The sequence below is a fragment of the Streptomyces sp. NBC_00669 genome (assembly GCF_036226785.1).
Lineage (GTDB): Bacteria > Actinomycetota > Actinomycetes > Streptomycetales > Streptomycetaceae > Actinacidiphila.
In genome coordinates this window covers 7,351,364-7,375,336 of record NZ_CP109018.1, presented here as the reverse complement: position 1 = coordinate 7,375,336, position 23,973 = coordinate 7,351,364, and the positions used below count along the sequence as shown (strand labels likewise).

At 73.6% G+C, this 23,973-nt stretch carries 13 protein-coding genes; 8 read left to right on the top strand and 5 right to left on the bottom strand.

Annotation, left to right across the window (positions count from 1 at the left end; all coding sequences use genetic code 11):
• Positions 1-227: 227 nt before the first annotated feature.
• The 5 genes from OG896_RS31065 to OG896_RS31045 are packed head-to-tail and all read left to right on the top strand — an operon-like array spanning position 228 to position 10,569.
• On the top strand, positions 228-3,152 hold the full coding sequence (locus OG896_RS31065; RefSeq protein ID WP_329370641.1) for an alpha-L-rhamnosidase: 2,925 nt from the start codon (positions 228-230) through the stop codon (positions 3,150-3,152).
• Positions 3,149-4,456, top strand: a complete 1,308-nt coding sequence (locus OG896_RS31060; RefSeq protein ID WP_329370640.1) for an extracellular solute-binding protein — start codon at positions 3,149-3,151, stop codon at positions 4,454-4,456. The genes OG896_RS31065 and OG896_RS31060 overlap by 4 nt, the downstream gene beginning before the upstream one ends.
• Positions 4,453-5,364: a carbohydrate ABC transporter permease gene (locus OG896_RS31055; protein WP_329370639.1), complete on the top strand. Its 912-nt coding sequence runs from the start codon at positions 4,453-4,455 to the stop codon at positions 5,362-5,364. The genes OG896_RS31060 and OG896_RS31055 overlap by 4 nt, the downstream gene beginning before the upstream one ends.
• A complete protein-coding gene (locus OG896_RS31050) occupies positions 5,361-6,248 on the top strand; it encodes a carbohydrate ABC transporter permease (protein WP_329370638.1) in 888 nt (295 codons plus the stop codon). The genes OG896_RS31055 and OG896_RS31050 overlap by 4 nt, the downstream gene beginning before the upstream one ends.
• The gene (locus OG896_RS31045; RefSeq protein ID WP_329370637.1) at positions 6,232-10,569 is read left to right on the top strand and encodes a glycosyl hydrolase; all 4,338 of its coding nucleotides are present in this window, start codon (positions 6,232-6,234) and stop codon (positions 10,567-10,569) included. Before OG896_RS31050 ends, OG896_RS31045 begins: the two co-directional genes overlap by 17 nt.
• A gap of 348 nt (positions 10,570-10,917) precedes the next feature.
• Here OG896_RS31045 and OG896_RS31040 read toward each other — a convergent pair whose 3' ends face one another.
• The 3 genes from OG896_RS31040 to OG896_RS31030 form a co-directional block, all read right to left on the bottom strand.
• Positions 10,918-12,384 (bottom strand): FGGY-family carbohydrate kinase, encoded by a 1,467-nt coding sequence (locus OG896_RS31040; protein WP_329370636.1) that lies wholly within the window; start codon positions 12,382-12,384, stop codon positions 10,918-10,920.
• 264 nt (positions 12,385-12,648) lie between these two features.
• Positions 12,649-13,665, bottom strand: a complete 1,017-nt coding sequence (locus OG896_RS31035) for a 2-hydroxyacid dehydrogenase (protein WP_329370635.1) — start codon at positions 13,663-13,665, stop codon at positions 12,649-12,651.
• Between the two features lie 14 nt (positions 13,666-13,679).
• Entirely contained in the window at positions 13,680-14,471 is a 792-nt protein-coding gene (locus OG896_RS31030) for a DeoR/GlpR family DNA-binding transcription regulator (protein ID WP_328462710.1), read from the bottom strand.
• Positions 14,472-14,738: 267 nt separating this feature from the next.
• Between OG896_RS31030 and OG896_RS31025 the strand changes: the two genes are divergently transcribed.
• The 3 genes from OG896_RS31025 to OG896_RS31015 all read left to right on the top strand — a co-directional run bounded on the left by OG896_RS31025 (position 14,739) and on the right by OG896_RS31015 (position 18,312).
• On the top strand, positions 14,739-16,244 hold the full coding sequence (locus OG896_RS31025) for an FGGY-family carbohydrate kinase (protein ID WP_329370634.1): 1,506 nt from the start codon (positions 14,739-14,741) through the stop codon (positions 16,242-16,244).
• Complete coding sequence (locus OG896_RS31020; RefSeq protein ID WP_329370633.1) at positions 16,241-16,876, top strand: histidine phosphatase family protein; 636 nt, start codon at positions 16,241-16,243, stop codon at positions 16,874-16,876. The genes OG896_RS31025 and OG896_RS31020 overlap by 4 nt, the downstream gene beginning before the upstream one ends.
• Before the next feature lie 146 nt (positions 16,877-17,022).
• On the top strand, positions 17,023-18,312 hold the full coding sequence (locus tag OG896_RS31015; protein WP_329370632.1) for a hypothetical protein: 1,290 nt from the start codon (positions 17,023-17,025) through the stop codon (positions 18,310-18,312).
• A gap of 33 nt (positions 18,313-18,345) precedes the next feature.
• Here the strand turns inward: OG896_RS31015 and dapD are convergent, their stop codons facing one another.
• Both dapD and OG896_RS31005 read right to left on the bottom strand, forming a co-directional pair.
• A complete protein-coding gene (gene dapD, locus OG896_RS31010; protein WP_329370630.1) occupies positions 18,346-19,323 on the bottom strand; it encodes a 2,3,4,5-tetrahydropyridine-2,6-dicarboxylate N-succinyltransferase in 978 nt (325 codons plus the stop codon).
• Positions 19,324-19,644: 321 nt separating this feature from the next.
• Positions 19,645-23,613: a family 78 glycoside hydrolase catalytic domain gene (locus OG896_RS31005; RefSeq protein ID WP_329370629.1), complete on the bottom strand. Its 3,969-nt coding sequence runs from the start codon at positions 23,611-23,613 to the stop codon at positions 19,645-19,647.
• Positions 23,614-23,973 lie beyond the last annotated feature (360 nt).

Below are 23,973 nucleotides of genomic sequence, written 5' to 3'. Positions count from 1 at the left end.
ATCACCGAGGGGCCGTGCTTCACAAGGGTGCGCCGCTTACGTGGTGGCGCCGGTCGAAGGGGTGCGGGTGAGGGGTGGGTCACGGAAAGGGGGCGGTTGGTCGGGGGTCCGACGGGACTCTTGACACTCCTCGCGAGGGGCTCATAGTCTCCACGCCACAGAATCGACGTTAGTTTTCACATTCACGGATGATCATCTTCACGCCGTAGATGGTGTGAGAGGAGGACGTGCCTGTGCCCGCACTGCGGCCGTACGCCCTGCGGTGCGACCACCGCACCACCCCCCTCGGCATCGACGAACCCGCCCCGCTGCTGTCGTGGCGGCTGGCGTCCGACCTGCGGGGCGACGCGCCCGCCGCCTACCGGGTCCGCGTCGCCGAACGTCCCGAAGCACTGGCCGAGGGCGGTCGACTCCTGTGGGACAGCGGCCGGGTGGAGGACCCCTCGGCGATCGGCGCCGGCTACGCGGGACCCGCCCTGCGCCCGAGGACCCGCTACCACTGGCGGGTCGAGGTGTGGTCGCAGGCAGCGGCAGCCGGCGAGGAATCCGCCGGCGCGGTCTCCTGGTTCGAGACCGGGATGACGGTGCCGTCGCGGTCGGCGGACCGCGGCGGCCCCGACGAACCGGCGTGGCGGGCTTCGTGGATCACCCACGACCCGAACCCGATCGCCGTGATGGACGCCCCGACCGAGGGCGAACTCGCCCTGGACGACCACGGTCTGGCCCCCTGCCCGCTGCTGCGGCGGGCCTTCCCGGGCGCGGCGCACCCCGCGGACTCCCCCGCCGCGTCCCCCTTGGTCCGCGCCAGGCTCTACGTCAGCGCGCGCGGCCTGTACGAGGTACGCCTCAACGGCACCCGCGTCGGCGACGCCGAACTCGCCCCGGGCTGGACCGACTACACCCGCCGCGTGCAGTACCAGACCTACGACGTAACGGAGTTGGTCGGCCCGGGCGAGAACGTGCTGGCCGCGACGCTCGCCGACGGCTGGTGGAGCGGCTTCGTCGGCTTCGAACCGCGCCGGGCAGGCGCGCACTACGGCACGTTCCCGCAGTTCCTCGCCGAACTGCACCTCACCCACGCCGACGGCAGCGTCCGCACCGTCGTCACCGACGACACCTGGGTCACCCGCACCGGGGCGATCCGGTACGCCGATCTGCTGAGGGGCGAGTGCCACGACCTGCGGCAGGCCGTCGACGGCTGGGAGTCGCCCGGATACGACGACGACGGCTGGTCACCGGCCCTGGTCGTGGACGCCGACCACCGGCTGCTGGTGGCGTCCGTCGACGAACCCGTTCGGGCGATGGCCGAGATCCGGCCGGTGTCCGTCACCCGCGTCTCCCCCGGCACGCACCTCGTCGACTTCGGCCAGAACCTCGCCGGGCGGATACGTCTCCGGGTCGACGACCTCGCCGCAGGCGCCCGGGTGGTCGTCCGGCACGCCGAGGTGCTGGACGACAAGCAGCGCCTGTACACGGCCAACCTGCGCACGGCCGCGGCCACCGACGTACTGATCGGCGACGGGCGCCGACACCGCACGTTCGAGCCGCGGTTCACCTACCACGGCTTCCGCTACGCGGAGATCAGCGGCATACCGGAGCTGCGCTCGGACGCCGTGCTGGCCGTCGCCCTGCACAGCGACACCGCGTGGACGGGCTCCTTCGACTGCTCGGACCCGGACATCCGCCGGCTGCACGCCTGCGTGGAGTGGGGCCAGCGCTCCAACTTCGTGAGCGTGCCCACCGATTGCCCGCAGCGTGACGAGCGGCTCGGCTGGCTGGCCGACGCGCAGGTCTTCCTCCCCACGGCGGCGCTCAACGCGGACGTGGCGGCCTTCTTCACCAAGTGGCTGCGCGACATCGACGACGCGCGGACGCCCGACGGCGGCTTCACCAACGTCGCGCCGCGGCTGGCCGGCGTCGCCGACGAGGGGGCGCCCGGCTGGGCCGACGCGGGAGTGGTCGTGCCGTGGCACCTGTACCGCACCTACGGCGACCCGCGGTTCCTCTCCCGCGCGCTGGACGGGATGCGCGCCTGGGTCGCCCTGATCCACCGGCACAACCCCGACCTGATCTGGCGGCACCGGGTGGGCCCGCACTTCTCGGACTGGCTCGCCCCCGGCGTCCCCACCCCGCGCGAGGTCATCGCCACCGCGTACTTCGCGCACAGCACCCGGCTCACCGCGCTGGCCGCCGAGGCACTGGGCCACCACGACGTGGCGCAGGAGCACCACCGGCTGGCGGCCGCCATCAGAGCGGCGTTCGTGGCACGTTTCGTCACCACCGGGGACGCCGATGGCGTCGAGCGAGCCGCGGATGCCGGGGGCACCGCACCAGCCGGGCGGACAGGGCGGGCCGAAACCGCCGAGGACACCCCGCGCCCCGCCGGGCAGGTACGGCTGGCGGGCGACACCCAGACCGGCTATCTGGTCGCGCTCGCCTTCGGCCTGCTGCCCGAGCACCTGGCGGACGGCGCGGCCCGCCGGCTCGCCGAACTCGTCGAGGCGGCCGGACCCGCCCTGCAGACCGGCTTCGTCGGGGTGGCACTCGCCGCGCCCGTACTCGACGCGTACGGGCGCGCCGATCTGGCCCACGCGCTGCTGCGCCGGACCGAAGTGCCGTCGTGGCTCTTCCCGTTGCGGCACGGCGCCACCACCATCTGGGAGCGCTGGGACGGCTGGACGCCCGAAGGCGGCTTCCGGGCCCCGGCGATGAACTCCTTCAACCACTACGCGCTCGGCTCCATCGGCGAATGGCTCTACCGGGGCGTCGCCGGTGTGGACCAGGACGCGGACTCCGTCGCCTACCGGCGGCTGCGCGTCCGGCCCCGCCCCGGCGCGCTCGGCCACGCGAGCGCCCGCTACGAGTCGGCGCGGGGCACCGTCGCCGCCGCCTGGCGGCGCGAGGGCGACCGCCTGACCCTGCGCGTGCAGGTGCCGCCCGGCGCCACCGCCGAGGTCTTCGTACCCACCACCGATCCGCGCTCGGTCCGCGAACTCGCCGCGGCGCCCGAGGAAGGCGCCCACTCCACGCTGATCGACACCGGCCCCGGCCACGCCCGCTACCAAGTGGCCTCGGGTTCCTACCACTTCACCGCGGCATTCTCTCCGGCGGCGCCCACGTCCGCCGGTCCCCAGGAGGAGGACACACCATGAGCACGGGTTCCCGCAGTCAGCCCGACCGGGGCACGGTGAGCCGCCGAGGACTGCTCCGCGTCGGCGGTGGGGTCGCGGCCGCGGCCGCGCTCCCTTCGGTCCTCACGGCGTGCTCGGGTTCGGGCGGCTCCGGCGGCAAGATACGGGTGGTCGGTGTCGCCGACGAGCAGAAGCCGATCACGGACCTGATCGCCGCCTACCGCAAGGGCCACACCGGCGTCTCGTTCAGCACCTCCTTCGCGCCCACCGACCAGGTGCAGACGGTGGTCCGCACCCAGCTCGCCGGCGGCAACGCCCCCGACGTGCACGTGCTCTACCCCGGCAGCGGCAGCGCGATGTCCATGGTCGAGCTGGCGAAGGCCGACCTGCTGACCGACCTCGACGACCAGGCGTGGACCAAGACCATCCCGAAGAGCTTCGACGCCGCCTACCGCCACGACGGCAAGACCTATCTGTACTCCGCGGGCAGCAGCGTCATCGGCACCATCTACAACAAGAAGGTGTTCGCCGACGCCGGGGTGACCCCGCCCAAGACCTGGGCCGAACTGCTCGACGTGTGCGGCATGTTGAAGTCCAAGGGTGTCGTGCCGCTGGCGCTCGGCGCGCAGACGCCCTGGGTCACCCAGCTGATCACCTACGCGCTGGTCCCCAACGCGGTCTACGCCAAGGACCCCACCTTCGACGACCAGATGGCGTCGGGGAAGGCGACGTTCGTCGGCTCGGGCTGGGCCGACGCGATGGGCAAGTACCAGGACCTGCAGAAGCGGGGCTTCTTCAACGACCACCCCGACGGCACCACGTTCGAGCAGCAGACCTCGATGGTCGCCACCGGCAAGGCGGCCATGGCCGTACAGGTGTCCTCGGTGCTGTCCAACTTCCGGCAGGCCGCCAAGTCCCCTGACGACCTGGGCATGTTCCCCTTCCCCGGCGGGGACGACGCGGCGAACCTGTGGATTCCGGCGGGCATCGTGGTGGGCCTGGGGGTGTCGGCTCGGGCGAAGAACGCGGCCAAGGGCAAGGCGTTCATCGAGTTCCTCGGCAAGCAGGAGAACATCAACGCCTGGGCGGCGGACGTCTCCGCCATCCCCTTCTCCCGCGACTCCAGCACCAAGATCGACCCGGTGCTGTCGGAGTTCCTGCCGATCATCGACGCCAACCACGCCGTGCCGTTCATGGACCAGCGCTGGCCCAACGCCGAAGTGCAGCCCGCCCACTTCGCCGCCGTGCAGGACCTGCTCGCCGGCAAGACCGACGTCAAGGGCGCACTGGCGCAGATGGACAAGGCCTACGGGAAGAAGTCGTGAAGGCACCGCGCGTCGCACTGCCCCGGCCCGGCCGCCGCGACCCGACCGTACCGCCGTGGATCTTCGTCGTGCCCGCGCTGGCCGTGTACGCGCTCGTGGTGCTCTACCCGAGCATCGCGGGCGTGGTCTACGCGTTCACCGACTGGTCCGGCATCGGGTCGTTCTCGTTCGTCGGCCTCGCCAACTTCCACACCCTGCTCGGCGACGACCGCGCCCTTCAGTCCATCAGCAACACGCTGCTGCTCACCGTCGCGATCGTCGTCGTGCAGAACCTCATCGGACTGCTGCTGGCGCTCGGCGTGAACGCCAACATCAGGTCCAGGACGCTGCTGCGGGTGATCTTCTTCGCGCCCGCCGTGGTCAGCCCGGTGATGGTGGCGTTCTTGTGGAAGTACGTCTACAACCCCGACAACGGCGCGGGCCTCAACGGCATCCTCGGCGCGGTCGGCCTCGGCGGCCTGCGCCAGGACTGGCTGGGCAACCCGTCGATCACGCTGTGGTCGGTGGCCGCGATGGTGGTGTGGCAGTACGCCGGCTACTCGATGGTGATCTTCCTGGCCGGGCTCCAGGACGTGCCGGCCGAACTCCTGGAGGCGGCGCGGATCGACGGCGCGAGCAGCTGGCAGCGGTTCCGCTACGTCACCTGGCCGCTGCTGGCGCCCGCGCTGACCGTCAACCTGATGCTGTCGACCATCGGTGGCCTGAAGCTCTTCGACCAGGTGTACGCCGCGACCAACGGCGGACCCGGCACGTCGAGCGAGACGCTCTCCACGGTGCTCTACAAGGAAGCGTTCGTGTACGGGAAGTTCGGCTACAGCACGGCGGTGGCGCTGGTCCTCGCGCTGTTCGTGGCCGCCGTCTCGCTGGTCCAACTCCGCTATCTGCGCGCCCGGGAGGTCACCGCGTGAGTACCGTCACGGCCGGCGGGGTCAGCACCGGGGCCGAGCGCCCCGCCACCGCGCGCCGCAAACAGCGTCCCGGCTACGGGCGCTACCTGCTGGAACTGGTGATGATCGCGGCCGCGGTCGTCTTCCTGTTCCCGGTGTACGCCCTGCTCACGCTCGCCCTGAAGAGCCCGTCGCAGATCGCCGACTCCCCGCTGTCGCCGCCGACTTCGCCGACCTTCCACAACTTCGACAACGCCTGGTCGTCGGCGTCCCTCGGGTCCGCCCTGGTGAACAGCGCGATCATCACCGCCGTCAGCCTGCTGCTGCTCATCGTGATCGGATCGACCGGCGCGTACTACCTGGCGCGGTGCGCGAGCGGCCTCGGTTACGGGCTGTACGTCCTGTTCCTGCTGGGGATCATCCTCCCGTTCCAGCTCGGCATGATCCCGCTGTACAAGCTGGTCGACGACCTCGGCTGGCTCGGCACCTACCAGGGCATGATCCTCTTCTACACCGGCATCCAGATGCCGTTCACCGTCTTCCTCTACACCGGGTTCATCCGGGCGCTGCCGCGGGACTACGCGCAGGCCGCGCTGATCGACGGCTGCGACCACCGGCAGGCGTTCACCCGGATCGTCTTCCCGCTGCTGCGGCCGATCACCGGCACCGTGATCATCCTGAACGCGGTCTTCATCTGGAACGACTTCTTCACCCCGCTGCTGTACCTGGGCGGCTCCGGCAAGGAGACCGTGCCGGTGGCGATCTTCTCGTTCGTGGGGCAGTACGTCTCCGACTACGGCCTGGTCTTCGCCGGTCTGGTGCTCGCCGCGCTGCCGATCCTCGTCATCTTCCTCTTCCTCCAGCGCTACGTGATCAAGGGGTTCGCAGGTGGCCTCAAGGGCTGACGCTCTCCCGGCGGACATCGCCGCGATCCTCGCCGAACCGCCCAGGGCCTTCTCGCCCACCGCCATCTGGTGGTGGAGCGGGGAGCGGCTGGACCGGTCCCGGTTGCGGGCGCAGCTCCAACGCTTCGCCGAGGGCGGGGTGTTCAACCTGGTCATCCTCAACCTGGCTCCCTCGGGGCCGCTGTTCGGGTCCGACGCCGACGACCCGGCGTTCATGACCGACGCCTGGTGGGCGCTGCTCGACGGCGTCTGCGCGGACGCGGCCGAACTGGGCGTGTTCCTCTGGTTCTACGACCAGTTGGGCTTCTCCGGCGCCGATCTGCAGGCGCGTCTCGTCGACGAGCAGCCGCGCTACGCCGGGCGCGCGCTGGAGCGGGTACGCGCGGTCGTCGACAGCGATGGCGAGCTGGGCTGCCCGCCGCAAGGGCAGCCGGTCGGCGGCCACGCGGAACCGCTGGACGAGGCAGGCGAGATGACCGGCCCCGCCGTCCCGCTCGCCGTCGACGGCCGGACCATCCGCCCACCGGGGCCCGGCCGCTGGCGGCTGACGCTCCACCACCATGTGGCGCGCGGCTTCGACTACCTCGGCACCGAGGCGTGCGCATCGCTGCTCGACCGGGTGCACGGCGCCTTCGAGCGGCGGCTGGGCGGCCGGCTCGGCACCGTGGTCGTCGGCTCGTTCCAGGACGAACTGCCGTCCCTGCCGACCTGGTCGGCCGGGTTCGCCGCGGACTTCCGGCGGCGGCGCGGCTACGACCTCGTACCGCACCTGGACGCGCTGTACGCGGACAGCGCGCGCCCGGACGCCGGTCGGATACGGCGCGACTACCAGCTGACCCGGGCGGAGGCGGCCGAGGAGGCGTTCTTCCGGCCGCTGGCCGGCTGGCACCAGCGGCACGGGCTGCTCGTCGGCTGCGACCAGCAGGACCCCGCCCGCGCCGGACACCCGGTCGGCGGGGTCGAGTTGTACGCCGACTACGCCAGGACCCACCGCTGGTTCTCCGCGCCGGGCTCCGACCACCACGGCGACGCCCGTATCCACTCCTCGCTCGCCCACCTGTACGGGGGCCGGCGCACCTGGATCGAGGCGTTCCACTCCACCGGGTGGGGCGGCACGCTGGAGGAGACGTTCGACTGGCTGCTGCCGTGGCTGCGTGCCGGCGCGACCCTCTACAACCCGCACGCGGTGTACTACACGACCAAGGGCGGCTGGTGGGAGTGGGCGCCGCCGGGCACCGACTGGCGGCAGCCGTACTGGCGCCACCACCGGGTCTTCGCCGACGCGGTGACCCGGCTCTGCGCGATCCTGAGCCTCGGCCACCACCTGTGCGACGTCGCGGTGCTGCTGCCCACCACGACCGCGCAGGCCGGCACCGCCCTGGACGGCGTCTCGGCCGCCGCGGCCCGCGCGCAGGCGACGTACCTCGAACTCGTCGGCGACATGACCTGGTTCCGCACCAGGCCGGGGCTGCTCGACCGGCTCGGCCGCGACGCCGACGTCATCGACGACTCCTCCCTCGCGCGGGCGACAGTACGCGGCGGCGAGCCGGACGGCACCCGGCTGTGCGTCGCCGAGGAGCGGTACGCGACGCTCCTGCTGCCCGCGTGCACCGTCCTCGAAGCGGACGCGGCAAGGAAGTTGGTGGAGTTCGCGGCGGCCGGCGGGCGGCTGGTCGCGGTCGGTGCGGTGCCCGAGGAGGTGGTCGGCGCGGGCGCCGATGCCGCGCTCGACGCGCTGCGGGCGTGCTTCGCGGACGGCCGCGCGGTGTGCGTGCCCGCGGCGGACCGGCTGGCCGATCTGCCGCACGGGCCGGGTCCGGTCGTCGAGGCGACGGTCCCCGCGCTCGCCCGCCAAGTGGCGGACGCGACCGTGGTGTTCCTGACGGCGGCCGCTCCGCGCGCGACCATGGCGGCCGTCGCCGCGCCCGACGCGCGCGGGGCCGCGCTGGGCTGGCTCGACGCGCGCTACGACTTCGACCCCGGCCGCTACGCGCGCACCGCACGGGTCCGGGTCCGGCTGTGCGATCCGGCTGAACTCGCCCTGCTGGTCGACCCGTTCGGCGGTTCGCCCCGCACCCTGCCGGTCACGGCGGTCCCCGGCGAGCCGGGCTGCCACGAGGTCGAGGTGCCCTTCGACGCCGGGCCGGCCGCGGTGCTGGTCCTCCCCGCCGGTCGCGCGCTCCGGCACCTGCCGCGAGAGGAGGCGGTGGCTGCCGATGCCACCGCGCGGGGCGGTGAGGTGCTCGTGATCCCCGACGACGCGGACTGGGACATGCGGCTCGTGCCGACGGCCGACAACACCTGGGGCGACTTCGACCGCCCCGCGGCCCGGCCGGACGGCCCGGCCCGCACCGAACTGCGCACCTTCCGCCACCGGGTGGAAGGCCCCGGCGAGGACGGCGTGCGCGACGGGTGGGCGGTGCCGGGGAGCGCCGCGGTGCCGGCCGAGCCGTCCGCGCACGCCACGTTCGGGCCGCACGCCGTCCTGCGCGGCGCCGACGGGCAGACCGTCCGGACCCTGGAGTGGTCCGACTCCCGCGGCATCCACAAGGACCCGGTGCACCGCGAGGTGCTGGGCCCCAAGGGCCACGTGCCCGAGGAGTTCCTCCACCTCGGCCCGACGCCCGCGGGGGCGACCCGGCGGGTGGCCGTCGACCTGCTGCTCGCCGACGCCTTCGACGGCCACCTCGCGATCGGCGCCGCCGCCGCGAAGTCGGCCCGGCTGGCAGGACGCCCCGTCGCCCTGGACGACGGCGGCCATCTCGCCCTGGGCCGCGTGCGGTTGGAGCCCGGCCCGCAGCTCCTGGAGCTGGATCTGACACCGGATCAGGACACGGATCTGCGGGCACACGTGGCGCTCGTACGCGACGCGGCACGCTACCGGCGACCCGAGTGGATCGCCGCGACTGCCGCCCCCGGCACGGCGGTCGAGGGCGACGCGGGCACGGCGGCGGGTGCGCCTGCAACGGCGGGCACGGGTACGGGTACGGGTACGGGCGCGCCTGCGACGGCGGGCACGGGTACGGGCACGGCAGCGGGCGCGGGTACGGCGGCGGGCGCGGGCACGGGTACAGGCGCGGGCACGGGTACAGGCGCGGGCACGGGTACAGGCGCGGCGGCGGGTACAGGCACGGCGGCGCGTGCGGGTGCGGGCGGCGCGGGCTCGGGCACCGTACGGGTCGGCACGACGCTGTCGCTGTCCCGGCCGCCCGCGCGCGCCGTGGTGCAGGTCGCCGCGCGGGGCCGGTGCGTGCTGCGGGTCAACGGTCGGGTGGTGGGCCGGCAGGGCGGTTTCGACCCGTACGCCGAGCACGCCGTGCCGCGCGTGCGGCGCCATGACGTGGCCGCGGCCCTGCGCGCGGGCGACAACGAGATCGTGGTGGAGAGCGCGGGCGGCGACGACCTCGCCGTCCTGGTGGACGCGGCCTGCCACGACGACGCCTCGGCCCTCGTCGCGACCTCGCACAGCGATGCCACCTGGTGGGCGGAACGCGACGGCGAGCGGGTGCCGTCGGTGGTACGCCGTGCGCCGGCGGGCGACCCCGCGGCACTGTACCTGCGCCGCAGGCCCCACCCGCTGCCCGGTGCCGCCTGGCTGGACCCGGACGCCGACGACGGCACCGTGGTACCCGTCGGGTTCGCGGTGCCGGGCGGCCGGCCGTCGGTGGAGTGGCTGTGGTGCGAACTGCCGCCCGGCGCCACCCGGTTGACGGTGGAGGTGCACGGCGGCGGCATCGTGTTCGTGGACGGCGAGGAGCGCGGCAGCACCGCGGGCGGCACCGGCCCGCACACCCTGACCGTCCACCTGGCCGGCGGCGAGGCCCCCACGGGCGTACGCTGCGCCGCCCTGCGGCTGGAGCCGGACCCGGGCCACGCAGGCGGGGCCGCCCTCGCCGGGCCGCTGCGCTGCGAGGTCGGCGCCGGCCGGATCAGGGCCGGCGACTGGGAGTCCCACGGCCTCGCCGAGTACAGCGGCGGCGTCCGCTACCGCCGCACCGTGCACCTGCCACCCGATGCCGCGGGCGGCCCGGTCACCCTCGACCTCGGCCGCGTGCGCGGCACCGCGGAGGTGTCCGTCGACGGCGTCCCCGCCGGCGTACGGATCTGCTCCCCTTACGTCTTCGACCTGACCGCCCTGACGGCGGCCCCGGGCCCCCACACCCTGGAGGTCACCGTGTTCGGCACCCTCGCCCCCCACCTCGACGCCTCAGGTCCCACCCACTTCGTCTTCCCCGGCCAACGCGTCTCCGGCCTCCTGGGCCCCGTCCGCCTCCTCACCGGCCTCGGGGGGTGCCGGGCCGATCAGGACTCGCCGGCGTGACAGCCGCGCCTGAAGGCGGTTCCCGAAGGGTGGAGACGGTTGCCGATGACGCGCGAGACGGCCGTCGCGTGGGTGCGGAAGGTGATGGACACCGAGTGCGCCGACGTTTGCCTTCCGAACGTGTTGGACCGGATCGACAGGGTGCTCGGCTGCCCGAGTGGCTACGTCTCCGGCTTGATCTTCCGGCCTGAGGGGCCCGGGCCGACCGCGGCGCAGGGGGTCGACCGGGCGCCGGCCCACCGACCTCCCGCGCGGTGAGCGCACCGCTCGGCAGCCCCGCTCGACGGCCCCACCCGCCGGCCCCGCCCGATACCGCGCCCGGGCGGGGCCGTACGACCGGACGGGCGTTCAGGGGCGGCCGGCTCCCCTGGCGCCCGCCGGGCCGGCCCAGCGGTTGCGGGCGCTCTCGACGCGGAACAGGTAGTCGGCGTAGGCGTGTTCGTAGTAGGCGACGCCCGCCGGGTCCGGGTCGATCACCGCTTCGGGGGCCGTCCACCGTGCCACGTCCAACTGCCGCCCGAGGGTGTCCCCGTGGGCGGCGACACCCGCCAACACCGCGCCGCGCGCGCCCGGTTCGGGTCCCCGCGCGACCCGCAGCGGGCGGCCCAGCACGTCGGCGAACAGGCGCAGCCACGCGGGGTTGCGGGCACCGCCGCCGCAGACCGCCAACCGGCCGGTCAGGCCGGCCGCTTCGAGGCAGTGCCGGGCGGCGAAGGCGATCGCCTCGCACATGGCACGGACCAGGTCCGCGCGGGTGGCCCGCAGGTCGAGACCGGTGAACTCGGCGCGGGCGGTGGGGTCGACGAAGGGCACGCGTTCGCCCGACGGCGACAGGTAGGGCAGCGCGGCGACGCCCCGGGCGCCGCGCGGGGTGGCGTCGAGCAGTTCGGAGAGCTGGTCGTGGGTCGTGCCGGTGAGGCCGAGCACCCAGTCGAGCGCGACGGTGCCGGTCATCGCCGGCAGCGCCCGCATGTGGCGGTCCGGCCGGGCCGTGGCGAGGTGGAAGCCGACCGGGTCCTCGTCGAGGGCGACGCGCTCGACGACGACCTGGCAGGCCAGGGTCGTGCCGACGATGAGCAGCCCGTCCCCCGGCTCGGTCACCCCGGCGCCCGTCGCCGAGGCCGGCAGGTCGTAGGGGCCGCCGGTGACGGGGGTGCCGTCCGGCAGGCCCGCGATGTGCCCGCGCGCCTGCCCGTACGGCAGGGTCGCGGCGATCGGCGGCAGCAGGCCGGCCCGGTGGCCGAGGCCGAGGTCGGCGAGCGCTTCGGGGGCGTAGGTGCGGGTGCGCGGGTCCAGGAAGGGCACCGACGCGTCGGACAGGTCGGTGCCGCGCTCACCGGTCAGCCGCAGATGGACGACGTCCTTGCAGCAGGCGGCGGTGGTGGCCGCGTCGAGGGACTGCGGTTCGTGGCGGTCGAGCCAGGCCAGCAGCGGCCCGGGCGAGCCGGGGAAGAGCACGTTGCCGGTGCGCCGGTAGAGCCGCTCCGCGGTGCCGTCCGCCATCCAGCCGGCCACCAGCCCGCCGGCCCGGCCGTCCATCCAGGACATGGCGGGGCGTACGGCCCGGCCCTCGGCGTCCACCAGCCACAGCCCGTCGCCCTGGCCGGTGATGGCGACGAGCGCGGGCGCCTGCCCTTCGCTGACCGCGGCGAGGACACCCGTGGCGGCGCGCACCACCTCCTCGATGTCCTGCTCGACGTGTTCCCCCTGCCCGCCGAGCGAGATCGGCATCGATTCGACGCGCAGGGTCGCGCCGTCATCGGCGAAGGCCGCCGCTTTGACGACGGAGGTTCCCATGTCCAGTCCGACGAACACCGTGCGTTCCTTCCCTCGACTGAAAGACCTTCGGCTGAAACACCTTCAGGGGACGAGAACTTGAAGTGGCGAGGACTTCAAGCAGCGCAAGCTTCAAGCGACGCGAGCATCGAACGGCGCGAGCATCGAACGGCGCGAACGGCGAGCGAGGCAAGCGCGGCAAGCGCGGCGAGCAAGGCCGGCGGCCGGAGTCAGGGGGCCGAAGCCCGCGCCCCGCGCGTCACGCGGCAGGAGCCACTCCGCCGCGTCCCCGCCGCGCGCGCCTCACACGACGCGGTGCGCGAGCGGCTCGCCGCGCAGGAACCGCCCCACCTCCGCGGCCGCGATCCTCGCCGCGTTGTGCGCGACAGAGGTGTTGGCGCCGGCCAGGTGGGGCGTCATGACCAGCCGGGGCGCGGTCCGCAGCCGCGAGTCCGGCGGCGGGGGCTCCACCGCGAACACGTCGAGCCCCGCCGCCGCCAACCGCCCCGACTCCAAGGCGTCGCAGAGCGCGTCCTCGTCCAGCAGCGCGCCCCGCGCGCAGTTGACGACCACCGCGCCCGCCGGCAGCAGCGCCAGCTCGCGCGCGCCGAGCAGCCCGCGGGTCTCCGGTGTCAGCCGCGCGTGCAGCGACACCACGTCGGAGCCGCGCAGCAGGTCGTCCAGGTCGGCGACGGGCTCACCGGACTCGCGCAGCACCCGCTCGTCGGCGTACGGGTCGTACAGCCGCACCCGCGCGCCGAGCGCGGTCAGGGCGCGCGCCACCCGGCTGCCGACGGCTCCGCACCCGATCAGCCCGACGGTCGCACCGTCGAGCCCCGGCCCGCAGTTGTCGTACGTGTAGAACTCGCCGGCCCAGCGCCCGGCGGCGAGCGCGGCGGACGTCTCGGGGATGCGGCGCATCGCCGCGAGCATCATCCCGACGGTGTACTCGGCGGTGGCGGCCGCGTTGCGCCCGGGGGTGTTGCAGACCTGGACGCCGTGCTCCTTCGCCGCTTCGAGGTTGACGTTCACCGGGCCGCCCCTGCCGATCACCACCAGCCGCAGATCGGGGGCGCCTTCGAGGATCTTCCGGGTCACCGGCGCCATCTGGGTGACGCACACCTGCGCCCCGCGCAACGCGGTGACCATGGTGTCCTCGTCACCCGACGCCTCGTCGACCTCGGCGACCCGGCCGAAGGGGGTGAGCGGCCACGGCAGCCGCAGTTCGTCGATGGAGTGACCGGTGCCGATCTCGGCGGTCAGCTCCCGGGTGAACAGGTCGGGAGCGACGAAGTGGTCGCCCGCTGCGAGGATTCTCATGGCCGAGGTCTCCTTCATGCCGGGGTCGGAGCGGTCTCGTAGGGGACGCCGCTGTCGTCGAGGGAACGCAGGACGTCGGGCGGGGTGCGGTCGTCGATCAGGATGAGGTCGAAGGTGGTCAGCGGGGCCAGCCGGTGCAGCGCGGTGCGCCCCAGCTTGGAGTGGTCGATCATCAGCACGCTGCGGTTGGCCGCCTTGAGCATCGCGCGCTTGACCGCCACGATCCGCTGCTCCTGGTGGAAGGCGTAGTCGCCGTACACCGACGAGGTGGAGACGAAGCACAGGTCCACCCGCAGCGCCTCGACCGCCTCCACGCAGGGCACGCCGAGGAACGAGTCGTGCAGCCGGTCGTAGTCGCCGCCGAGCGCCATCAGGTGCAGCCCGCGTTCGTCGGCGAGCAGGTTGAGCGCTTCGAGGAAGTTGGTGACCACGGTCAGCGGCTCTATGCCGGGCAGCAGCCGGGCGAGTTCCAGCGCGGTGGTGGAGTCGTCGATCATGACGGACATGCCGGGCTCGATCAGCGTCGCCGCCTTCGCCGCGACCGCCGCCTTCTCGGCCCGCATCGTCTTCTTGCGGAACGCCACGTTGCTCTCGAAGACGCCGGACGGCTGGACCGTGACCCCGCCGCGGAACTTGCGCAGGATGCCTTCCCGCTCCAGCTCGTCGATGTCGCGGTAGATGGTCATCAGACTCACCCCGAACCGCTCGGCCAGATCGGACGCGGAGACCGAGCCCTCGGCCAGCACATGGTCCGACAGCTCGCGGCGCCGCTGCGACGGCCCCCGGCGGTTCTTGTCCTGTGACATCCCTCGGCCCTGTTCCGATCCGTCGACCCGACAATAACAGTCTGCACTGTGGATATAACATTCAATGCTGATGTAACGTTCGGCAGTGTTCACTACCGGCGGCCGTCAGGTCAACCCGTCGAGTGACCCACCCGGCGGTCTCTCACCAGGTGAGAGCCGAGATGGGAACCCGCCGGCACCCCGCGGGCAGGCACCCGACCGGGGCTGTGGTCACGGTGTGAAAAAGCGCCCCCCGCCCCCGCAGGACGAACGAGAGGACCGGAGCCCGTGACGGACACACCCGACCAGGACCTGTGGCTGGGGATCGACCTCGGGACACAGGGCGTACGGGCCCTCGCCGTGACGGGCGACGGCCGGGTGCTCGGCCGGGGCTCCGCCCCGCTCACCGGCACCCGGGACGGCGACCGCCACGAACAGCTCCCCTCCGACTGGTGGGACGGCGTCGGCGCGGCGGTCCGCGCGACGCTGCGCCCGCTGGAGCCCGCGCGGGTACGGGGCCTGGCGGTGTGCGGCACCTCCGGCACCGTGCTGCTCACGGACTCCCGCGGCACCCCGGTGACCGCCGCGCTGATGTACGACGACAGCCGGGCCGCCGCCGAGGCGCGCCACGCCCAGGAGACCGCCGCCGACGTGTGGGACACCCTCGGCTACCGCATCCAGCCGAGCTGGGCGCTGGCGAAGCTGCTCTGGCTCGTCCGCCAGGACGGCGGCGACCCGGCGCCGCTCCGGGGCGCCCGGGTCTGCCACCAGGCGGACTTCGTCACCACCCGGCTGGTCGGGCACCCGGTACCGACCGACTCCAGCCACGCCCTCAAGACCGGATACGACCTGCACGGCCGCCGCTGGCCCCGCGCGGTCCACGAGCAACTGGGCCTGTCCGGGCTGGACTTCCCGCCGGTGGTGGCGCCCGGCACCGTGCTCGGTACCGTCTGCGCCGAGGCGGCCGACCTGACCGGACTCGCCGAGGGCACCCCGGTCGTGGCCGGCATGACGGACGGCTGCGCGGCCCAACTCGGCTCGGGCGCCTGGGACATCGGGCAGTGGAACACCGTTCTCGGCACCACCCTCGTCATCAAGGGCGTCACGGCGCGCCCGCTCGCCGACCCGGCCGGCGTGCTCTACAACCACCGCTCGGCGGACGGCAACTGGCTCCCGGGCGGCGCCTCCAGCGTCGGCGCCGGCGCGCTGGCCCGGGCGTTCCCCGGGGCCGACCTGGCCCGGCTGGACCGGGCCGCCACCGCGCACGAGCCGGCGAGCGTGCTCTCCTACCCCCTCGTCTCGCACGGCGAGCGCTTCCCGTTCCTGGCGCCCGACGCCGAGCCCTTCACCCTGGGCACCCCCGCCGACGACGGCGACCTGCACGCCTCCCTCCTCCAGGGCGTGGCGTTCGTGGAACGCCTGTGCCTCTCCTACGTACGGCAGTTGGGCGCCCGGATCGAGGGGCCGGTCGCCTTCACCGGGGGCGCCACCGGCAGCGCGTACTGGAACCAGTTGCGCGCCGATGTGCTCGGCCGGCCGGCCACCATCCCCGAACAGGCCGACTCGGCCCTCGGGATGGCCGTGCTCGCCGCGCACGGCGTCCGATCCGCGGGCGGCTCCGAGCCGGCGGCGTGGTCGGACCTGCGGCCGATGGTGCGGCTGCGTACGACACTTGAACCGCGGCCCGAGGTGAGCCGGCGGTTCGACGAGCCCTTCGTGGCGCTCGTGGACGAATGGGAACGCCGCGGCTGGCTTCCCACGGAGACGGCCGCCTACGCACGGGAGCACGGATGACCACCACCGCCGCCACGACCCTGTTCCTCACCCGGCACGGCGAGACCGTCTGGCACGAGGAGAACCGCTACACCGGGGTCAGCGACATCGCGCTCACCCCGCGCGGGCTCGAACAGGCCGAGGCGCTCGGGGCCTGGGCGGCGGGCGCCGGGCTCGACGCCATCGTCACGTCCCCGCTGTCCCGTGCCCGGCGCACCGCCGAGCCCGCGGCGCGGGCCACCGGGATCGCTCCCGTCGTCGAACCGGACCTGCTGGAGGTCGACTTCGGCGTCGCCGAGGGCCGTACCCTGGGCGAGCTCCGCGCCTCCCACCCCCGCGAGGTCGACGCCTTCCTCGACGATCCCGCCGCCCACCCCTTCCCCTCCGGCGAGGACCCCCGCTCCGCCGCGGCCCGCGGCGCCGCCGCGCTTCTGCGCATCCCCCGTGACCACCCGGGGCAGCGTGTCCTCGTCGTCGCCCACAACACCCTCTTCCGCCTGGTCCTCTGCCGCCTCCTCGGCCTCCCCGAAAGCACCTACCGCCGGGTCTTCCCCGGCCTCCACAACTGCGCCCTCACCGAACTCCGCCTCACCCCTGCCGGCGCGTCCCTGATCACCCTCAACGTCCCCACCTGGCCGCTACCGCCTGCCTGAGCCCGCACGGCCCACCACCACGGACGACGTTCACCATCCAGGGGCACGACAAGCCGCCCACCGGCCGGTGGTCCGGCGAACTCGCCGCAGGGGCAGGGCCCCGCGGGCCGGTTGCGTGAGCGGGGAGGGGGGGCGACGCTGTGGGGGTGAGCGAGTCGGGGGGCTGGAACGAAGAGTTGACGCGTGCGTTCGTGGCGGCGGAGGGCACCCGGCAGACGCTGGCGGTGCTGCTGCCGGTGCGGTTGACGGCGGACCCGCCGTGGCCGAAGGGCCCCCTTCCGATCGCGGACCACGGCGCGGCCGCCGAAGAAGCCGCGCGGCGACGGCTGTTCACGGCCTCGGCCGGCCGCGCGCTGTACGACCGCCGGTGGCACACCCGTACGGACCCGGCCCTGGTCCAGGGCCCGATGCGCCTGGACGGGATGGAGCTGCTCCGCACCCCCAGCTCCCGCTCCCCCGAACAGGCCCTGGCCGTACTGCACTTCACGGTGACCGGCGCGCCCCTGCTGCCGCTGCTGCGCGCCCTCGGCAGGAGGCGCGGGGAGACCGCCCCGGACCCGCTGCAAGGACCGTTCGCCCCCGCGACGCTCCTCGCGGGCGTCGCCGACCCGGAGGTCCCGGCCGGACCGTTCGCACTGGCCCGCCCGTACACCGTCGCGTTCCTGACGCCGCCCGCCGACCTCAGCCGGGTGATGCGGGACCCCGGCACCGCCGAACTGCCCCTCGCGGCAGACCTGTTGCTGCACGCGCTCGCGTCGCGCGCCACCCCGACGGATCTGCCGCCGGCACCGGAGTCGCTGCCCGCCGTGCGGGCGGAGGTGAACCGGATCTCCGCGGACTGGAGCGCGCTGGTGCTGCGCCAGGGCGCCGCGTTCCTGGGGCACCGCCCGGACACCGGCCCGGGTGACTTCTACGAGTACGCGCTCGGCAACGCCCGCGGCACCTACCTCGACGCGCTGCTGCTGGGCACCGCCCAGCGCAACCACATCGACGAGTTGACCGACGACCTCTCCGCGGTGTTCGGCGATGCGGGCCTGGCCCGCCGCGTCACCGACCTGGAACGCCGTATCGCGGTCTTCCGGAGCACCTACTGGCGCCAGCACCTCAGCGCGCACGGCCCCGCCAACCACCTGCTGCTCGCGTTCCACGCCAGGTACCGGCTGCCGGAGCGCTTCGCGCAGATCCTCGCCGAAGCCGCGGACTACGCGCGGCTCGCGCAGAACCAGGAGAGCCAGCAGATCGCCGGGGCGCTCGGCGTCCTGACGGTGCTGGGCCTCCCGGTGTCCACCGCGCTGGCCATCCTCCAGGTGCTCGGCGACACCAGCGCCACCGATCTGGTGGTGGCGCTGGCCGCCTCGCTCGCCGCGACGGCGGCCGCGCTCACCACCCGCTACGGCCGCCTGGTCCTGTCGTCCCTGCGCGGCAGCCGCTCATGAACGGCTCGGCCGGGAGGGCCGGTTGACGGTCCGTCAGTTGTGGCTGTGCAGGGCCGCGTTGAGGCCGCCCCAGGAGCCGGTGCGCTGGAGGACCTCGACCTTGCCGGTGGTGGAGTTGCGGCGGAAGAGGACGTTGTCGGCGCCGGACAGCTCGACGGCCTTGACGATCTGGCCGTCGGGAAGGGTGACGCGGGTGCCCGCGGTGACGTAGAGGCCGGCCTCGACCACGCAGTCGTCGCCGAGCGCGATGCCGAGCCCGGACTCGGCGCCGAGCAGGCAGCGTTCGCCGACCGAGACGCGCTGGGTGCCGCCGCCGGAGAGGGTGCCCATGATCGACGCGCCGCCGCCGACGTCGGAGCCGTCGCCGATCACCACGCCCTGCGAGATGCGGCCCTCGACCATGGAGGTGCCGAGCGTCCCGGCGTTGAAGTTGCAGAAGCCCTCGTGCATGACGGTGGTGCCGGCCGCGAGGTGCGCGCCGAGCCGGACCCGCCCGGCGTCCGCGATCCGTACGCCGGCGGGCGCCACGTAGTCCGTCATCCGCGGGAACTTGTCCACGCCGAAGACCGTCAGGTGGGTGCCCTCGGCCCGCGCGGCGAGCCGGGCGTCCTCCAGGCCGGCCACCGGCACCGGGCCGAGCGAGGTCCACGCGACGTTCGCGAGCAGGCCGAAGATGCCGTCCAGGTTCTGCTCGTTCGGCCGGACCAGGCGGTGGCTGAGCAGGTGCAGCCGGAGGTACGCGTCGTGCGCGTCGAGCGGCTTGTCGTCCAGCGACCCGATCACCGTACGGACCGCGACGACCCGCACCCCCCGGCGCGGGTCGGGGCCGAGCGCTTTCGGCGCCGCCGCGCCCAGCAGTTCCGCCGCGCGCTCGGCGGTCAGGTGCTCGGTCCCTGCCGGGCCGGGCTGCTCGGCCAGCTCCGGGGCGGGGTACCAGGTGTCGAGGACGGTGCCGTCGTCAGCGACGGTGGCAAGGCCGACGGCTACGGCGCCGGGACGGGTATCAGTCATGGTCAGCACGCTAGTCGCTCGCCGCGAGCTGAGCGAACCCGCCCGGGGGGTGCCGGACCGCCCGGGTACGTGGCGCCGTCGGCCCCGGGACCGGTGGGGGCTGCCGGCGCGGTTCCTCCCCCAGAGCTTCGCCTGGGAGGTACCCCCAGCGCCCCTGGGCTGGTGCGGCTCGTTCATGGCGCGCCCATGCCCCTGGCGGGGGCGTGAGGTTTTCCGCGAACGGCAAGCACAGCAGGGGCGCGGGGAACCGCGCGACAGGCCACCCACCGGGCGCGAGGTCCCTCGAACCAGGGGACGGGCGGCCGGGCGGGTCCGGCACCGTCAGGGAGCCAGTTCCACCACGCGGGAGAAGCTGTTCTGCACGGAGGTGATGACGATGCGGAGCTGCGTGGTGGTGACGGGGGTGTCGAAGGGTATCCAGCGGCTGACCGCGGAGTTCCCCGAGACGGTGGCCCGGGTGGCCCATTGGGAGCCGTCCCAGGTCTGGACGGTGAAGTCGGTGGGGACGCCGTCGGGATGGGAGACGAAGGAGACGCCGTCGAGAGTCACGGCGGAGGGCGTGGTGACGGTGAGGGTGTCGGGATAGACGTCCTGTGTGTCGTCGTTCCAGAAGGTGGCGGGGTCACCGTCGATGGCGTTCCCGGGCACGTAGGTGCGGGTGGCGCCGTCGACGACGTTGGGCGCGTGGAAGCTGGAGGCGGCCGCGGTGGTGCCGGCCGGCCAGCTGCCGAAGACGGAGACCTGCACGGTGCTGGTGGCGAGCGTGCCGTCGGGCGCGCGTACCTGGATCGGCACCGCGTGCACCCCGCTGGCCGCGTCGGCGGGCACGGTGAGCTTGACGGTGGCGAGCGTGACCGTGGCGGCGGGGGTGATCGGGATGGCGGCCGGGGTCGCGGTCGCGGTCCACCCGGCGGGCACCTGGGCGCCGACCACGGCGGAGCCGGGCTTCGTGCCGGCCGCGGAGACGACCACGCTGATGTCGCCGCTCGCGCCGGCCTTGACGGGCGCGGCGGCGGTCGCGGTGACGGACAGGTGGGTGACCGAGGTGCTCGGCGGGGTGACGGTGAAGGTGTAGTCGCCGGAGCCGGCGGTCAGCGTCAGGGTCTGTCCGGTGGCCTTGCCGACGGTCAGCCCGGGGTCGGACTGTCCGGCGCGGCCCGCGGTGTAGAGGGTGCGGCCGCTCTCGCGGACCGTGGAGGCGGTACCTCCCAGCAGCGGCAGCCGGATGGTGGCGGTGGCGCCGACCGGGACGACCGCGTGGTAGGTGAGCTTGCTGCCGTCGCGCTGCCAGGAGCTCTCGACGGTGCCGCGGACGGTGTGCTGGGTGGCCGAGACGTAGGTGAGGTCCCCGACGACGCTGGGTGCGAGCGTGAGCCGGCCGTATCCGGCGCCGGCGGCCGAGTCGCCGGGCTGGATGCCGGCGAGCTGCTGGTAGAACCACTGGCCGATGGAGCCGCCGAGACCGATGTGGTCCTTGGACGACGTGCCGTCGGGGGCCGAGGAGTTCGGCCACTTCTCCCAGATGGTGCCGGGGCCCTGGTCGACCATGTAGCCGAAGCTCGGGTAGTCCTCGCGTTCGGCGAGGGCGAGGGCGACGTCGTTGCGGCCGTAGGCACCGAGCGCCTGGTAGACGTAGGTGGTGCCGACGAATCCGGTGGTGACGTGGTCGCCGTGGGCGGCGATGTCCTGCACCAGCCGGTCGAGGCTGGTCTGCTCGTGGCCGGCCGGGACCAGGCCGAGCGCGAGCGGCATCGCGTAGGACAGCTGCGAGCCGTTGCCGAAGACGCCGGTGGCGGCGTCGAAGTAGCGCTTGAGGAAGCCCGCCTTCACCTGGTCGGCGACGGCGCTGTAGTGGGTCGCGTCGGCGGTCTTGCCGAGCACGGTCGCCATCTTCGCGAGCAGGGTCGCGTCGAGGTAGGAGAAGGCGGTCTGGAAGTAGTCGTGCGGGGTGCTGACGGTGGCCAGCCAGTCGTCTCCCCACGAGGTCGGGGAGTCCACCACCACGTGGTCGGCGTCGCTGATCGTGCCGAGGTAGTCGACCCACGCCTTGACCTGCGGGTAGTTGGCGGTGATGGGCTGCTTGTCGCCGTACTGCGTGTAGGTGTCCCAGATGATCTGCGGGTAGGCGGTGCCCCAGGCCGGGTCGGTGGCCCAGGAGCCCTGACCGCCGTTGGCGGGTGCCACGGACGGGATGCTGCCGTCGGCGTTGGCGCTGGTGGCGATGTCACCGAGCCACTTGGCGTAGAACGCCTGCATGTCGTAGTTGCTCATCGCCTCCTGGTCGGTGTCGCCCGCGTCGCCGAGCCAGCCGTGCCGCTCGCGGGTCGGGCAGTCCATCGGGATGGACTCCAGGTCGTTGAGCTGGGTCTGGGCGACCGCGTCCTGGATCTTGTCGAGCAGCGGGTTCGACGTGCTGAACTGCCCGGTGGTGGGGACGTCGGAGTGGACGACCTGCGCGGTCACGGTGACCTGGGCGTCGTCGGGCAGGCCGGTCAGCTCCGCGTAGCGGAAGCCGGCGTAGGTGAAGTGCGGGGCGTACGTCTCGGTGCCGGTGCCGGCGAAGGTGTAGCGGTTGGTCTGCCGGGGCGGGTCGGAGGCGGAGAAGCTGATGTTGGAGGTCGTCACCTGGCCGCTCGCGTCCAGGATCTCGCCCTGGGTGAGGGTCGCGGTGGTGCCCGCGGGCTGGGCGGCCTTGATGGTGACCCAACCGGTGCGGTTCTGGCCGAAGTCGTAGACGCGCTCGCCCGCCGCGGGGCGGGTCTCCTTGACCGGGGTGACGGTCTGTACGACGCGGGTCGGGGGTGTCACGTCGGCCCGGAGCGCGGTCATGGCGTCGTAGCCGGTCGCGGGGTGGGCGCCGTAGACGCCGAGTTCGGCCAGCCGGAAGGTGCAACCGGCCGCGTTGCAGGGCAACTTGGTGGCGGTGACCCGGACGTAGCGGGCGGTGGTGTCGGTGCTGAGGGTGACCGGCGAGGTGCCGGGGTTGGCCTGGTCGGCGCCGGTGCGGTCGGCGACGGTGGTCGCCGTGGCGAAGGTCGGGTCGTCGCTGACCTCGACCTTGTAGCGGACCGGGAAGCCCGCGCCGACCAGGTCGCCGGCCGTGTCGTTGGTGGGACGGGCCGGGAAGAGGGTGAGGGTGCGCAGCCGCTGCTCGGAACCGAGGTCGGTCTGCACCCACTTGGTGGTGTCGGCGGTCGTCTCGATCTTCGAGTGGTAGCCCTCGGAGGCGTCGACGGAGTTGTCGATCCCGTCGGTGAGGGCGGCCGGTGACCAGCCGGCGGTGGTCGTGGTGTCCAGCGCGGTGACCGGCTTGCCCTGGGCCAGGCTCACCGGGTGCGCGACCGGGAAGAGCGCGTGCGCGGCCGTCCAGCCGCTGTCGTCGTGGCCGGGCGCGTCCCAACCGGGCGCGGCCTTGCGGGCGTCGTAGGTCTCGCCGTACCAGAAGTCGTCACCGGTCACCGGGCCCGCGGTGCTCTGCCATGACGGGCTGGTGCCGAAGGTGGCGGTGGAGCCGTCGGTGTAGGTGAGGTCGAGTTGGGCGACGAAGACCGGCCGGCCGCTGAACTGGCCCTTGCCCGCCATGAATCCGAGGGTGTTGGCGCCCTGGCGCAGTTGCCTGGTGACGTCGAGGTCGCGGTAGAGCACGCGTGAGCTGTAGTCGGTGACCGAGGAGTCGAGGACCTCGGAGGGTTGCACGCGGGCGCCGTTGAGGTGCGGTTCCACGATGCCCTGCGCGCCGAAGTACAGCCGGGCCCGGGCGACCGGCTTGGTCACCGTGAAGTCGCCGCGGGTCAGCGCGCCGTCGTCGGTGCGCAGCCACCAGGCCGACCAGTCGGTGGCGTTCAGCAGCCCGGTGTCGAAGGAGGCGGGCGCCGACCAGGGGGACGCGGCGCCCTCCTTGTTCCAGGTCCTGACCGTCCAGGTGTACGTCCGGTCGGCGGCGAGCGCGGGACCGGCGTAGGAGACGGCGGTGGAGTCGGCGGACCTGACCCGGCCGGAGTCCCAACTCGCTCCCGCCGCGGGCTTTCCGCCGTTCCGGGCGGGCGCGACCCGGAGTTCGTAGCCGGTCTGGGCCTCGGCCCGGCCGGTGTCACGCACCGTCCAGGCGAACGACGGGTGGGCGGCGTCGGTCAGCGCGTCCGACGCCTGGCCGTCGGCGCGCAGCCCGACCGGAGCGAGCGGCCCGCCGGAGCCGTGCCCGGACGACGGTGCGCCCGACTGCCCGCCCGGCGCTCGCGCCGACGCGGCGGTGGGTACGGCCAGCGCGGTCGCGACGAGTGCGGCGAGCACCGCCGCCCGTCTCCTGTGGCCTCTTCGACGTCCGAACACGGTCATGCGGTGTCTCCCCACTGGGACCACTCTGGGAACCATAACGTTTCATGCGCGAGGCCACGTCCTACCGGTAATCCCGCCCCAGGGACAAGGGTGCGGACACGGATCGGTACGGGGCGGGGAAACCCGGCGATCGGATTCAGGTGGTATTACGGCAGTAAGTTCCCTGCCGATCCCGCGAGTTGTCCGAAAACTGGTCGCCGCACGACTGTTGCCGTGCCGGTGCACCGTGGATAGCGTGTCCACCGATCAGAGCTGAATCATTTCAATCCGGTGCGTCGATCGCGGACCGCGACCGCATCCGGGACCCCCTCGGGC